The sequence below is a fragment of the Mediterraneibacter sp. 210702-DFI.3.120 genome, assembly GCF_020561005.1.
Classification (GTDB): Bacteria; Bacillota; Clostridia; order Lachnospirales; family Lachnospiraceae; genus Mediterraneibacter; species Mediterraneibacter faecis.
Genome location: NZ_JAJCNG010000015.1, coordinates 20,265 through 35,389 on the forward strand (window position 1 = coordinate 20,265; position 15,125 = coordinate 35,389).

14 protein-coding genes and 1 riboswitch are annotated in these 15,125 nt (G+C 41.4%); of the genes, 5 read left to right on the top strand and 9 right to left on the bottom strand.

Features of this window, described 5'->3' with window-relative positions; translation table 11 throughout:
• The first annotated feature begins 280 nt into the window (after positions 1-280).
• Both aroF and aroB read left to right on the top strand, forming a co-directional pair.
• Entirely contained in the window at positions 281-1,294 is a 1,014-nt protein-coding gene (aroF, locus tag LI162_RS09270) for a 3-deoxy-7-phosphoheptulonate synthase (protein WP_117498098.1), read from the top strand.
• Positions 1,295-1,304: 10 nt separating this feature from the next.
• Entirely contained in the window at positions 1,305-2,366 is a 1,062-nt protein-coding gene (gene aroB / locus LI162_RS09275; RefSeq protein ID WP_054752358.1) for a 3-dehydroquinate synthase, read from the top strand.
• Between the two features lie 200 nt (positions 2,367-2,566).
• Here aroB and LI162_RS09280 read toward each other — a convergent pair whose 3' ends face one another.
• From LI162_RS09280 to LI162_RS09295, 4 genes are all read right to left on the bottom strand, one after another.
• Positions 2,567-3,358 (bottom strand): HAD family hydrolase, encoded by a 792-nt coding sequence (locus LI162_RS09280; RefSeq protein ID WP_227156355.1) that lies wholly within the window; start codon positions 3,356-3,358, stop codon positions 2,567-2,569.
• Between the two features lie 18 nt (positions 3,359-3,376).
• Positions 3,377-3,658, bottom strand: coding sequence for a BMC domain-containing protein (locus tag LI162_RS09285; protein WP_015529650.1), 282 nt, complete (start codon positions 3,656-3,658; stop codon positions 3,377-3,379).
• An 83-nt stretch (positions 3,659-3,741) separates the two neighbouring features.
• Positions 3,742-4,041, bottom strand: a complete 300-nt coding sequence (locus tag LI162_RS09290; protein WP_015529649.1) for a BMC domain-containing protein — start codon at positions 4,039-4,041, stop codon at positions 3,742-3,744.
• Positions 4,042-4,293: 252 nt separating this feature from the next.
• Positions 4,294-4,950 (bottom strand): ECF transporter S component, encoded by a 657-nt coding sequence (locus LI162_RS09295; protein ID WP_020436657.1) that lies wholly within the window; start codon positions 4,948-4,950, stop codon positions 4,294-4,296.
• A 192-nt stretch (positions 4,951-5,142) separates the two neighbouring features.
• On the opposite strand from LI162_RS09295, the gene LI162_RS09300 reads away from it, so the two are divergent.
• On the top strand, positions 5,143-6,054 hold the full coding sequence (locus tag LI162_RS09300) for a delta-lactam-biosynthetic de-N-acetylase (protein ID WP_227156362.1): 912 nt from the start codon (positions 5,143-5,145) through the stop codon (positions 6,052-6,054).
• Here the strand turns inward: LI162_RS09300 and LI162_RS09305 are convergent, their stop codons facing one another.
• From LI162_RS09305 to LI162_RS09325, 5 genes are all read right to left on the bottom strand, one after another.
• Positions 6,055-7,656, bottom strand: a complete 1,602-nt coding sequence (locus LI162_RS09305; RefSeq protein ID WP_155204563.1) for a xylulokinase — start codon at positions 7,654-7,656, stop codon at positions 6,055-6,057.
• A gap of 66 nt (positions 7,657-7,722) precedes the next feature.
• Positions 7,723-8,709 carry a diaminopimelate dehydrogenase gene (locus LI162_RS09310; protein WP_144367100.1) on the bottom strand — a complete coding sequence of 329 codons (987 nt, stop codon included), beginning with the start codon at positions 8,707-8,709 and terminating at the stop codon, positions 7,723-7,725.
• Positions 8,710-8,875: 166 nt separating this feature from the next.
• On the bottom strand, positions 8,876-10,375 hold the full coding sequence (araA, locus tag LI162_RS09315) for an L-arabinose isomerase (RefSeq protein ID WP_020436653.1): 1,500 nt from the start codon (positions 10,373-10,375) through the stop codon (positions 8,876-8,878).
• A gap of 83 nt (positions 10,376-10,458) precedes the next feature.
• Positions 10,459-11,163 carry an L-ribulose-5-phosphate 4-epimerase gene (locus LI162_RS09320; protein ID WP_055148293.1) on the bottom strand — a complete coding sequence of 235 codons (705 nt, stop codon included), beginning with the start codon at positions 11,161-11,163 and terminating at the stop codon, positions 10,459-10,461.
• A gap of 24 nt (positions 11,164-11,187) precedes the next feature.
• Positions 11,188-12,291: a GntR family transcriptional regulator gene (locus LI162_RS09325; RefSeq protein ID WP_226901259.1), complete on the bottom strand. Its 1,104-nt coding sequence runs from the start codon at positions 12,289-12,291 to the stop codon at positions 11,188-11,190.
• Between the two features lie 329 nt (positions 12,292-12,620).
• Positions 12,621-12,734, top strand: a riboswitch (TPP riboswitch).
• Between the two features lie 95 nt (positions 12,735-12,829).
• Here LI162_RS09325 and thiW point away from each other — a divergent pair.
• On the top strand, positions 12,830-13,339 hold the full coding sequence (thiW, locus tag LI162_RS09330; protein ID WP_015529641.1) for an energy coupling factor transporter S component ThiW: 510 nt from the start codon (positions 12,830-12,832) through the stop codon (positions 13,337-13,339).
• 301 nt (positions 13,340-13,640) lie between these two features.
• The gene (thiC, locus tag LI162_RS09335; RefSeq protein ID WP_015529640.1) at positions 13,641-14,951 is read left to right on the top strand and encodes a phosphomethylpyrimidine synthase ThiC; all 1,311 of its coding nucleotides are present in this window, start codon (positions 13,641-13,643) and stop codon (positions 14,949-14,951) included.
• Positions 14,952-15,125 lie beyond the last annotated feature (174 nt).

Sequence of the window (15,125 nt, forward strand, 5' to 3'; positions counted from 1 at the left end):
GTCAAGTTCCAGAAACGATTCTTTCGTCAGTTTCTGTCAATCTCATGCCAGGAGAACTCTCTCTTCACATGACACGCTTTTTAGATTAGCACTGCGCACTCTATCCGTCAATGTGATTATTCATGAAATAATCACACTATTTTGCATGTTTTTTTGATATATTTCTTCAAATAATCCAAAAGACATTGACATCTAATTGTATATGTTTTATGATACATATGTTTTCGCACTTTAAACAACTAAAATTTTACAGTACGAATATTAAGGAGGATGATAAAAAATGATTATTGTTTTGAAACCTCATACTTCTGAGGAAAATATACACCGTGTCGAAAATCTTGTAAAAAAGCACGGACTTGACACTCATCTGGTTCAGGGAACCGGAATGACGATCATCGGATGTATCGGAGATACAACACTGATCGATCCAAGACAATTTGAAATTGACACATGTGTTGACAAAGTTATGCATGTACAGGAGCCTTATAAGCTTGCAAATCGCGCATTTCATCCGGAAGACTCTATTATTGATGTTTCCGGTGTTAAGATTGGCGGTGAACATTTAGGACTGATTGCAGGACCTTGTTCTGTAGAATCCTATGAACAGGTCCTTGAGATTGCTCAAAAAGCAAAGACATCCGGAGCAAATCTTCTCCGCGGCGGCGCATTCAAGCCAAGAACAAGTCCTTACGCTTTCCAGGGACTCGGACTTGAGGGACTTGATATTCTCTGTGCAGTCAGAGAAGAAGTCGGACTTCCTATTGTCACAGAACTCATGTCTTCCAAGTATCTGGATGTATTCAACGAGAAGGTTGACCTGATCCAGATTGGTGCCCGCAACATGCAGAACTTTGATCTTCTCAAAGAATTAGGACAGGTTGATCGCCCAATCTTGTTAAAGAGAGGACTGAATGCCACATACGAAGAATGGATCATGTCCGCTGAGTATATCATGGCATCCGGTAATGAAAATGTCATTCTCTGTGAACGTGGTATCCGTACTTTTGAGACTTTTACAAGAAACACTCTGGATCTTCAGTGTATCCCTGTTCTTCGCAGCAAGACACATCTTCCGATTGTTATTGACCCAAGTCATGCTGGCGGAAAATGGTGGCTTGTTGAGCCTATGGCAAAGGCTGCAATTGCTGCAGGTGCTGACGGACTTATGATTGAAGTTCACAACAATCCGGAAGCTGCCCTTTGTGACGGAGCCCAATCTTTGAAACCTGAGAAATATGATGTTCTGCTTCAGCAAGTTCGTCAAATTGCCGAAGTAGTCGGTAAAAAATTCTAAGGAGATCGTCATGAAATTAACAGTTGATCTTGGACCGAATTCTTATCCGATCCATATTGAAAATGGAATCCTTGCAAAAACCGGAGAACTTGTAAGCGAAGTGTTCTCCGGAAAAAAAATCATGATCGTTTCAGATGACAATGTTTTTCCTCTCTATGGAGAAATTATCACAAAAGCATTGTCTGACTCAGGGTTTGAATGCTACTCTTTTGTTCTGCCTCACGGCGAACCTACTAAGAGTTTCCAGTCTCTGCCTAAGATCTATGAAGCATTAATAAATGCAAAACTAACACGAAGTGACCTGCTCATTGCACTTGGTGGCGGTGTGATCGGTGATCTTGCCGGATTTGCTGCCAGCAGTTATCTGCGTGGAATCAAATTTGTACAGATTCCAACCTCACTTCTTGCGCAAGTCGATTCTTCCGTTGGTGGAAAAGTTGCGGTAGATCTTTCACAGGGAAAAAATCTTGTTGGTGCATTTTATCACCCAAAGGCAGTCATCATTGACCCAGATGTGCTAAATACATTGCCAGATCATTTCATCAGTGATGGAATGGGCGAAGTGATCAAATATGGATGCATCAAAGACAAAGAGCTTTTTGAGCTTTTATGTAAACATACTTCCTTCGATGATTTAAAGCCGAAGCTGACACAGATTATTGCACGCTGCGTTGATATCAAAAGAATCGTTGTCGAAGCCGATCAGTTTGACCTTGGAGAACGTATTCTTCTGAACTTTGGACACACACTTGCGCACACGATTGAACAGCACTTCAATTATGAGCGCGAAAGCCATGGAGAGGCTGTTGGAATTGGTATGTATCAGATTACAAAGATTGCAGAAGAGAAAGGATTAACCACATCCGGATGCGCAGAACAGATCAAAAAGGCATTGGAGATTTATAAACTTCCGGACAACTCTAATTTACCGATTGATGTACTGACTGATGCAATTTCTTTGGATAAAAAGAACCTGAATAATCACTTGAATGTTGTACTTCTTCATGACATTGGAGACAGCTATGTATATCCAACAGATGTCAGCTTCTTTGACGGTGCCGGTATTGTATAACAGAAATACTTTATGAACAAAGAATGTGCCTTGGCACATTCTTGCGCCTGCGGCGGTCGCTTACGACACCTACCTTGTACGCCGCAGTGCGCATCCTGAGCGGAGCGTTTTTTATATATTAGAAAAGGACTTTCCTAATATATAAAAAACAGGATCCGCCATTTTTATCTTTACTGACAGATCCTGTTTTCTATTTTCTGTTAAATTAATCCATAATGCTTCATGGCATATGCAATTCCATCATTTTCCACTGTCTTTGTAACAAACTCAGCATATGAATCCAATACCGAATCATGTCTGCCCATCGCAATCGCATGCTCCGCATATTCAAACATCGCCAGATCATTACTGCTGTCTCCGAAGACATACGCACGACTTGCATCCATGTCATATCTTTCCATAATAAACTGACATGCTGTCGCTTTAGAAAATCCCTTCTGAATTACCTCATAGGCCTTTCCGCCACGGTCAAGTGCTTCCATGTCATCTCCAAGATACTTACGAAAAGAATCAAAATCACTCTTATCATCTACGTAAACAAATAACTTATCATATTCAAATCTTTCGCTCTCTAAAGACTGTTCGATTCCTATTCCTCTAGATGCAAAATATCTTCTTGTAGATTCTAACCTGTCAAATCGTGATATGTGCCCAGGAAAATAACAATCCTCTTGTCCTTCCGCAATAACACCAAGATTACATTCTTTTGCTTTTCGCAGCAGTTCTATACCTCTCTGCTTCTCAATCGAGCTTTTTAGCAAAACTTCATCATGTTCTGTAAGATATGTCCCACAGCCACATAAATACCCATCAAATTGGAATTTTCTCACCTCTGTCGGAATACTACAGATTGTTCTGCCTGTATTAATAAACAGCAGATGTCCTTCCGCTCGTGCTTTTTCCATTGCCTCAATCGCACTTTGCGGTACCTCTTTTGTCACTTCACTCAACACTGTTCCATCAATATCAAAAAACAAGATTGCTCTTTCCATTTTACTTAATCCTAACTCTTATCTATTCTTAAACATTTCTACTATGTCAACCATCTCCTGAGACGGATTGGAGATTACAGCAGTTTGTATAACTTTACACGGTGCATTATTTTTCACTTCATCAACCGCTGCTGTTACTGCTGATACACTGCCACCTACAAAAACAAGTGCATGTCCACCGCACTTTGTGTCCTGTGTCACATACTCTACTTCTGCAGTCTTTAACATGCGGTCAACTACGATCACCGCATTGGATTCTCCTTTTACCTCTACCAGGCCATATGCTCCATATTTCTTCATCTTATTTCCCTTTCTTTTCCTTCTCTGATTTCCTCACAAAACAATACTCTTCTCATATGTACAACAGACAATTGAACAAACACCTATTTATTAATTGTCATTGCAATTGCTTTTTCCGTATCCTCAGAAGGTGATGCAATCACCGTATGGGAAACAATCTTCGTCAACGGTCTGGCTACATCCAGTGCTGCTTCCATTGCAGCCTTCACGTCAGAGACACTTCCTCTCATCTTCACGCAGGCTCCTGCCGCAAGACGATTTCTCTCCACACCCTGAATCTTTACTGCTGCTGCTTTTGCTGCCGCATCAAGTGCTACAAAACAGATACACTCACTTTCCAGTTCAAATACGCCGATTGCCTGGTTTCTGTAATCCTCTGCCATCTCTTTCTCCTCTTCTTTCTGCTGTTCTGATCTTCCAACAGTTTTGCATATCATATAGCTTTATTATAATACACACCTGGCACTTAATCAACTAAAACAGCAACTAAAATTCATCAAAAAGCAACATGAAGAAGTTGATTTTTTGTGGTTTTGTTACTATTTCACAACTTTGTGAACTGATAACAGTCTTGATTCCACATTTATTCAACTTCTTCATGATTCATATCTTTCTTCTATTTTAAAATCTGTCTGTTATTTTGCAGACTCCACATTCACAGCCCCAAGGTTCATTTTGCGGAAAACTACAACAAGTACTTTTCCAAGTGCCAGAACGAGAATTGCTGCTGCGATTGCTTCCGGAATACCGGATGCTGTCACAGTTCCCATCACCAGACCGAATACTGCTGTAAGTGCAACTTCTTTCGCCTCGGCATACTGCTGTGCAAACAGGAAATAGATACTTCCCATTACAGTGACAGTATTCACCATTGAACCAACGAATCCCACAATCGGAAGTGCGATAAACTGATTCAGTTTAATCTTTGTAAAAAGTACCCACAGCCATCCTGCTACCACACCGATCAGAATTCTGCATCCAACAGATATCCAGATTGCCTTCAACGCCCCAGGAATTCCGGTTGTACTTAAAAATGGTGAAAATGCAAAGGATAAGAGTGTCGGAGCCATTGTATTACTGACCAGAGAGCATATACCAAAAACTGCTCCAAGAATTGCTCCTGCACCAGGTCCTAACAGAATTGCTCCGAGGATCACCGGAATATGAACTGTTGTTGCCTTAATGATAGGAAGCTGGATCATACCAAGCGGTGTATTGGCCAGTACGATCACGATCGCTGCCATAAGTGCAACACTAACCATCCAACGAGTGTCATGTTTCTTTGTTTTCATTATTCAATTCCTCCTTGTTATCATTCCCAACTTGCGGGATACAATACAATTACCGGATTAGTATATCATTCCTTTGCCTGCTCAACAAGTATAAAAAGAAATACAATTTCATATATTCTATTAACAATTTTCCGAGGTGAACGAATGAAACTCTCTCTTTCCCGGAAATGTATCCATTTTCCCATACACCCTTTGAAATCAAAAAAATATTGCATTTTATTTCTTATCTTCTCTTATTTTTCAGGTATTGGAGCTGGATTTCTTAAAGAACAGATTTTCGCTTTTTCTAATGAGTCAACTTCGGCTCGCCCCTCTCCTGTCAACCAGAACTCCGTGACTTCTATTCCCCGGACGATTTCCTGTGCCCTTCCTGATCTCACACTTTCTTCAGAAGGAAACTGGGGGTTAAGTTTTCAGGAAGAAGGCAAAACTCCTGTTGGAAATGCTTCGATCCAGGAACTTGCATCTATGGATGCTTATTACGCACAGGATACGTCTGAAAAAGTTCTGTATCTTACTTTTGATGCCGGTTACGAAAACGGAAATACACCTGCCATCCTTGATGCACTGAAAAAACATCAGGTAAAAGCCACTTTTTTTGTTGTCGGAACCTACATTGACTCTGAGCCTGAACTGATCCGACAGATAATAAAAGAAGGACACACCGTGGGAAACCATACCTGGCATCACCCCGACATGTCCCATATTTCTTCTATAGAAGATTTTCAAAAAGAACTGGAATATGTAGAAACTGCCTATAAAAACGTAACCGGAAAGAATATGACCAAATACTATCGGCCTCCTCAGGGAAAATACAGTGAAGCTAATCTTCAAATGGCAAAAGAACTTGGTTACAAAAGTTTCTTCTGGAGTCTCGCCTATGTAGACTGGTATCAGGATAACCAGCCATCCAAAGAAGAAGCTTTCTCCAAACTCCTCGGAAGGATTCATCCCGGAGCTATCGTTCTGCTCCACAGCACATCTTCCACTAATGCTGAAATCCTGGATGAACTACTGACCAGATGGGAAGAGATGGGATACCATGTACAGCCCCTTGAAAATATCCTTTCCACTTCATCTGCCACCGTCCAGCAACACACGTAACTATAAATTTTCAACCGCTGCTTTCTCGATTGCAAGACCCTTAGCATATGTTTCCATAAATTTCTCGTATCCTTCCACATCTTCCGCAACCGGATCCATTCCTGTTCCCACTGCATCATGGAATACTTTGTTCTCAAGATAATCTGTCAGCGATTCCTTGTCCTCTTTCTTAATAAGGTAATCGGCAAGCAGTGCGATTCCCCATGCACCACCTTCACCTGCTGTCTCCATAACATAAACCGGTGTATCGATTGCTCCTGCAAGGATTCTCTGTCCAACACCTTTTGTCTTAAACAATCCGCCATGTCCCATCATTCGATCCAATGCAACATGTTCTTTTTTCAGAAGGATATTCATTCCTGTCTTCAATGCTCCAAGAGAAGTATAAAGATGCACTCTCATAAAGTTTGCAAGATTAAATTTGCTGTCAGGTTTACGAACGAACAACGGTCTTCCTTCGTTAAATCCTGTAATATGCTCTCCTGAGAAATAGTTGTAAGCCAGAAGTCCGCCACAATCGGAATCTCCTTCTAATGCTTTGTTATAAAGTGTTCCAAAAATCTGGTTCATATCTGCTGTCATTCCCATACTCTCTGCAAATTCACGGAACAGATTCACCCATGCATTCAGATCTGATGTACAGTTATTACAGTGTACCATCGCTACAAGATCTCCGGCCGGAGTTGTTACGAGGTCAATTTCTTCGTAAGGCTTTGTCAAGTCTTTCTCAAGTACTGCCATTGCAAATACACTTGTTCCGGCAGATACATTTCCTGTACGGACAGCAACGCTGTTTGTTGCAACCATTCCTGTTCCGGCATCTCCTTCCGGAGGACACATTGGAATTCCGGACTGAAGTGTTCCTGTAGGATCAAGCAGTTTTGCGCCTTCTTCTGTCAATACACCTGCGTCTTCTCCGGCAACAAGAACTTCCGGAAGGATTTCACGGATCTTCCATGGGAAATTCTTCTCTGCTGTAAGTTCATCAAACTGATCCATCATCTTCTCATTAAATTTCTTAGTAGCTATGTCGATTGGGAACATTCCTGCTGCATCACCATTTCCGAGCACCTTCTTGCCGGTCAGTTTCCAATGGATATATCCTGCAAGTGTTGTAATATAACGAACATCTTTTACATGTTCTTCACCATTTAAGATTGCCTGGTACAGATGAGCAATACTCCAACGCTGCGGAATATGATAAGAAAAGAGCTCTGTCAGTTTTTCAGAAGCTTCTTCTGTGATCGTATTTCTCCAGGTACGGAACGGAACAAGCAATTCATCATTCTCATCAAACGCAAGATATCCATGCATCATTGCGCTGACTCCGAGTGCTGCAAATTTTGTAAGCTTCACATTATATTTTGCTTCTACATCTTTCACAAGATCCTGGTAACATCCCTGAAGACCATTCTGGATTTTCTCCATGCTGTATGTCCAGACATTGTCTACAAGCTGATTCTCCCAGTCATAACTTCCGGATGCGATCGGACTTTTATCCTCATCAATTAAAACTGCTTTGATTCTTGTAGAACCAAACTCAATTCCAAGCACCGCTTTTCCTTCTTCGATTGTTTTCTTAATCTCTTCTTTTCCTCTCATATTTTTGCCCTCCTATAAAAAATGCGGCGTATAACTCATTTAAGTAAGTCATCGCCGCATCCGATTTTATAACATATGTTTTCTAAGCTCTTCTCCGCTCTTTGCGCTTAAGTATGCAGGTGCAATATCAAATACTGTCTTGCATCCGCTCTGTCCTTCGCTTGCCAGTCTGTAAGCTGCTCTTGCATAAGCGATCAGTACAGATGATGTAAATTCCGGATTGGAATCCAGTTTCAGACTATATTCGATCAGGTGCTTATTCTCACCATTCCATCCTGTCTTTCCGCTGCGGAGTACAAATCCACCGTGCGGAATTCCGCTGTGGTTTGCTTTCAGTTCTTCTTCACTGATAAAGTGTACTGTTGTATCATAATCTGAGAAGTAGTTCGGCATTGTCTTGATCTCTTCTTCTACCTTCGCCGCATCTGCTCCTTCTTCCAGTACAACGAAACACTCTCTTGTATGTTTCTGTCTTGTTGTAAGTTCCGGATTCTCTCCGTTTCTTACTGCTTTCAGTGCAGCCTCTACCGGAATTGTGTACTGCTTTCCGTCTTTGACACCTTCAACTCTGCGGATTGCATCAGAATGTCCCTGGCTTACACCTTTGCCCCAGAATGTGTAATCATTTCCATCTGGAAGAATTGCATTCGCATACAGTCTGTTCAGTGAGAACATTCCCGGATCCCAGCCCACGGAGATGATTCCTACATGTCCGCCTTCTTTTGCGGCTGCATCTACATTTGCAAAATGCTCCGGGATTCTTGCATGTGTATCAAAACTATCGATTACATTGAACATCTTTGCGTAAACAGGTGTCTGTTTTGGAAGGTCTGTTGCGCTTCCTCCGCAAATTATCATAACATCAATCTTATCTTTCCAGTCTTCTACGTCTGCTACATTACAAACTGTCGCAGTCTCTGTCAGAATCTTGACATCTTCCGGATTTCTTCTTGTGAACACTGCCACAAGCTCCATATCATCATTCTGCTTTACTGCGCACTCAACGCCTCTTCCAAGATTACCATAACCTAAAATACCAATTTTAATACTCATACTTAAACTCCTTTTTACTCCGCAGATCTGTCTGCTTTGCATTTTCTTAGCGGACAGATTTACGGAGACTTTTTTTCTAATTAGATATTATACCTTTTCGTTTTCTTCATTTCAATGAATTTTCGATAAATTTTTAAGTATTGAAGGTTATCCTCTTAATGATTTTTTATTTTCTAAATGCAAGTTCATTCCATCTGAGTTCATTTTTCAGATTACGGATTGTTGTATCTTTATCAATATATACAGCTTCGATTCCCATCATTGCTGCCCAGTCACCCATCTGTTCTGCAGTGATATCATAAGAGAATGCTGTATGATGTGCACCACCGCAAAGAATCCAGGCTTCAGCTCCTGTTGCGAGATCCGGCTCCGGTGTCCAGAAGTTTGTTGCTACTGGAAGCTTCGGCATTGGTTTTTCATTTTTCTTGCAGTCAACTGTATTGATGATCAGGCGGAAACGATCTCCAAGATCGATCAGTGATGTTGCAATACCCTTTCCTTCTTTTGATGTAAATACAAGTCTTGCAGGATCTTCTCTGTCTCCCATAGAAAGTGGATTTACCTTGATGCTGATCGGACCATCTGCGATAGATGGGCAGATCTCAAGCATATGAGCCTGAAGGATTCCTTCTTTTCCAGGCACAAAATTGTATGTATAATCTTCCAGCATCGATGTTCCTTTTGCATCTTTCATGCCTTCTGTCATGATCTTCATGATGCGGACCATAGCTGCTGTCTTCCAGTCTCCTTCAGCTCCAAATCCATATCCCTTCTGCATCAGACGCTGGATCGCAAGTCCAGGAAGCTGTTTGAGTGCACCGAGATCTCCAAAGTGTGTAACGATTGCCTGATAGTTTTTCTCCTCAAGGAAACGCTCGAATCCAAGCTCAATCTGTGCCTGAACAGCAACATGTTTTCTGAACTCTTCCGGATCTCTTCCTTCAAGAAGGATCTCATATTTGTCATAATACTCTTCTACTAATGTATTTACATCTGCTGCGCTTACAGCATCTACAGACTCTGCGATTTCATTTACCGGATAAGCATCTACTTCCCATCCGAATTTAATCTGTGCCTCTACTTTGTCACCTTCAGTAACAGCAACATTTCTCATGTTGTCTGCAACTCTCATGACACGTACATGGCTGCTTTCGATCACACCAACTGCTGTACGCATCCAGGAAGCGATCTTCTCCTGAACCTTCTCGTCTGACCAGTGTCCAACAACAACTTTTCTCTCGATTCCAAGTCTTGTGAAAATGTGTCCGAACTCACGTCCACCATGTGCTGACTGGTTCTCATTCATGAAATCCATATCGATCGTGTCATATGGGATCTCCATATTGAACTGTGTATGAAGGTGAAGCAGTGGTTTTCTGAACTCCTGAAGTCCAAGAATCCATGATTTTGCAGGTGAGAATGTATGCATCCATGTAATGACACCGGCACATTCATCATCAATATTAGCTTCATTAAAAGTCTTACGGATCAGTTCGTTTGTGATCAATGTTGGTTTCCATACAACTTCATATGGAAGAACTCCAGACTCATTGAGCTTCTCTACGATAATCTTGGCATGCTCTGCTACATGCGCCAGACATTCATCTCCGTAAAGATCCTGTGAACCTGTGCAAAACCAGAATTTGTACTCTTTCTTCTTTAACATTTTTGTGTCCTCCTTGTTATAAAATGTTTATAGTTATTTTTTATTTATCACTTAATTTGTTATTATGTTATACTTGACAGTTATTATTTTGCTGTATTCTGTCCGTAATAGGCATTCGCACCATGTTTTCTATAGTAATGCTTATCCTGAAGTTCCTGCGGAGCCGGTTTTACCTGCGGATTGATCATCTCACATCTTGCTGCCATCTTTGCAACTTCTTCTGCAACAACTGCATTGTGAACTGCTTCGTGTGCATCTTTACCCCATGTAAATACACCATGATTCTTACAAAGAACTGCCGGAACTGCAATATAATCTTTCTTCTTAGCTTCAAACTCATCTGCAATCAGAACTCCTGTGTTCTTCTCATATGCTTCCTCAATCTCTTCTTTCGTCAGATTACGCACGCATGGGATTTCTCCGTAGATGTAATCTGCATGTGTTGTTCCGTAACATGGGATATCTCTTCCTGCCTGTGCCCAGCTTGTTGCCCATGCAGAATGTGTATGTACAACACCACCGATTTTTGGAAAACGATTATAAAGAACAACATGTGTCGGTGTATCGGAAGATGGATTGTAACGTCCCTCTACTTTATTTCCGTTCAGATCAACAACTACCATATCTTCCGGAGTCAGCTTATCATATTCAACTCCACTTGGTTTAATAACAAAAAGTCCGCTTTCTCGATCGATTCCACTTACATTTCCCCATGTAAATGTAACCAAATCGTATTTTGGAAGCAGCATATTTGCCTCATACACTTCTTTTTTTAACTGTTCTAACATTGTTCTTCTCCTTTCGTCTACTGTCTACATGACTTCATTATATAATTTCACAGAATTTCGCATCACAAGTTCCGGTGCAAATTCCGCTGAGTACATTTCCATATTTTTATCAATCTTATCCAATATAATCTGTGCTGCACACTTTCCAATCTCATTCGCCGGATTATTCACCGACGTGATTGGTACTTCACTAAATCTTGCAAGACTGGAATTGTCGATTCCAATAACGGAAATCTGATCTGGCACTTTGACTTCCGCACTTTGCAGTACCTTGACCAGTTTACTTGCAATCTCATCATTGTAACAGACACAGGCCGTACATCCATCTAAACGTTTCAGGACTCTGTCACTTTCCATCTCCATTTCCCGGATATCTTCCGAATCAACCCATAAAATCTGACGATTTTTAATCTTAAGTGAATGCTCCATGAGTGCCTTTGTGTATCCTGCATATCGCATTCTTCCCTGCCCGTCATCCGCCTTGAAGATTCCGGCGATTCTTGTATGTCCACATTCTAAAAGATGTTTTGTTGCAAGATATCCAGCTTTCTCATCATCTAGACTGACATGTGGAATTGTGAGATTCTCATAGAAACTATTCACAAACACAACCGGTATTCCTGATTTCTGTAATTTCTGATATAAATCTAAATTCGGATTCGGAAGCCCACTTTTTACAGGCTCTGCAATCAAACCATCAATTCTTCTTGTTCTCAAAAATTCTTCCAGATGCATCCGCTCCTTTGCTACAGAATTGTCTGTCATTGCAATTTGAAGTATTCCGCCTGCCTGTGTTACCTTTTTTTCAATTTCCCGGATAATAACAGGAAAAATATAGGTATCGATATACGTCAGCATTACTGCGATTCGTTTTTCTTCATGATCTGCTCTTCTTTCTGTATTTCCAAGAAGGATTCCCGCATCTTCACATATATAAGAGCCACTTCCGCGTCTGCTTTCCACAATATTCTCTTTTACTAATTCTTCCAATGCCCGTCGTACCGTCTGACGACTGACCTGGAATTGTTCAGATAGTTCCTGTTCTGAAGGAAGCTTCTCTCCGGAAACCATTCTTCCCGACCTGACTTCCTCCTGAATCCAGGTTACAATTTTTTCAAATTTTTTCATTCGCCCGTGACCTCTCCATACAATTAACCATAATTACCGTTATCACTTACAGTGTTCTGATTATCATTGCTCTGATCAGTACTTTTTCTTCATGTACTTAATATACAACAATACATGTCACAATACAATTCGCAGTATACCCAATCTTTTTCTTCTGTTTTTTATGTAATAATATATAAAAATAAGAAGTTGTATTGTTTTTCTATTTATTTTTCAATACAGCTTCTTATAATTTTAAACCTGATTTAAATTTTTTCTCCTTTTGCTTCAAATTTTCCTCTTGCATTTTTCACTTTTTCGGTTCATAATAGCATCAGACAAAGAACTAAATATTGTCAAAGGGGAGCTGGTCAGAACCGGCTGAGAGGAGACGTGTTACCGTTTCGACCCGTTTAAACCTGATTTGGATAATGCCAACGGAGGGAATTGATACCATGTAATGATTGAGATGCCCTTGCATCTCTTTTTACTTCGGACAGCTGGTAGGATCTTCACTCAGGTGAGGATCCTTTTTTACATTTGAAAGGAGACTCAAGTTATGAAACAGACAACAAACACAAAAAAACTGGCACTTGCAGGTGTTCTCACCGCTCTTGCCATCGTTGGAAGCTTTTTAAGCTTTCCTGTAGCCGGAAGTAAATGTGCACCGGTTCAACATATGGTAAATATCTTTGCAGCCGTACTTCTTGGTCCCGGCTGGGGCGTTGGAATTGCATTCTGTGCAAGCCTTCTACGCAACATACTTGGAATCGGAAGTCTGATGGCTTTCCCGGGTAGTATGATTGGAGCTCTCTGCTGTGGACTTGTTTACAAGAAATGTAAGAATTTAAGCCTTACTTGTCTTGCAGAGGCACTTGGAACAGGTATTCTCGGAGGAATTGCTGCTTATCCGGTTGCTTTATTCCTTATGGGAGCAGCACCGGCAGGATTATTTATCTATGTGATCCCATTCCTGATCTCAACAGTAGCCGGAAGTATCCTGGCATTCCTGCTGATTTCAGTATTCCAGAAAAGTGGAGTAATGGCACAGCTTTTCCCGACTTCATAAGTTGTTCTATGCGATACATTGGGGACACCACCTTGTACCGCACAAGAAAATGCAGAATCAATCTGTAATCACCGGAGTTTTCCGTTAATAACCTCTTTATTTTCCAGTTATTAACATCTCTCCGCTGAAGGCGTCAGCATAATTTTTCTACTCATTCACTGGAAGTGTAGGTTAATAGTTACATCTCCTGTCCACATTCGTTCATGTGCAGGAGGTAGTAGCTTTTCTCGTGTACGCTGTCCGTGTTTTGCTGACGTCATAATATTTATCAATTCACATGTAAGAACGGAGGCAAAACAACATGAGAAACTACACAACCCAGATGGATGCAGCCCGCAAGGGGATTCTCACCCCGGAAATCAAAACAGTAGCTGAAAAAGAACATATGGAAACTGACAAACTGATGAAGCTTGTCGCAGAAGGAAAAGTTGCGATCTGTGCGAACAAAAACCACAAAGCACTGAACCCGGAAGGTGTCGGAAGCATGCTCCGCACAAAGATCAATGTCAATCTCGGAGTTTCCCGTGACTGCAAAGATTATAATATTGAGATGCAGAAAGTAATGAGCGCAGTAGAACTCGGTGCGGAAGCGATCATGGATCTTTCCAGCCATGGAGATACACAGCCATTCCGTCGCAAACTGACTTCTGAATGTCCTGCTATGATCGGTACAGTTCCTGTATACGACAGTGTCATTCATTATCAGAGAGATCTTGCAACTCTGACTGCACAGGATTTCCTTGATGTCATCCGTATGCATGCAGAAGACGGTGTTGACTTTGTTACACTTCACTGCGGAATCACAAGAAAAACAATTGAACAGATCAAAAAGCATAAACGTAAAATGAACATTGTAAGCCGTGGAGGAAGCCTTGTATTCGCATGGATGAGCATGACAGGAGAAGAGAACCCATTCTACGAGTACTATGATGAGATTCTTGATATCTGTGAAGAATATGACGTGACGATCTCACTTGGTGATGCGTGCCGTCCTGGATGTCTGGCTGACGCTACAGATGTATGCCAGATTGAAGAGCTTGTACGTCTCGGCGAACTGACAAAACGTGCCTGGGATCATAATGTTCAGGTTATGGTAGAAGGACCTGGACATGTACCGCTTGATCAGGTTGCAGCTAACATGAAAGTGCAGCAGACCATCTGTATGGGAGCTCCTTTCTATGTTCTTGGACCTATCGTTACAGATATTGCTCCTGGATATGACCATATCACTTCCGCGATCGGTGGAGCTGTTGCGGCAATGAACGGTGCTTCCTTCCTCTGCTATGTAACACCGGCTGAACACCTTGCTCTTCCAAATGTTGAAGATACAAAACAGGGAATCATTGCTTCTAAGATTGCAGCTCATGCTGCTGATATTGCCAAAGGAATTCCTGGAGCAAGAGATATCGATGATAAGATGGCAGATGCCCGCCGTGTTCTTGACTGGGATGCACAGTTTGAATGCGCTCTGGATCCTGAAACTGCAAAAGCAATCCGCGACAGCAGAAAACCGGAGGACGACCACAGCGATACTTGCAGTATGTGTGGAAAGTTCTGTGCAGTAAGAAGTATGAATAAGGCACTGGCCGGGGAATATATTGATATTCTGTAAGTATCCGAAATACGTATAGCATTTTGGGAGATTAATTCCAAGCAGTTATAATTAAGGGAATGCGGTTAAAGAATCGCTTTCCCTTTTGCATTTACGCGATCAAACGAGTCAAAGTCCATGCTTGCACTATGCTGATCACACCTATGATCGATGCTCTCTGAAAACCTGTTATAT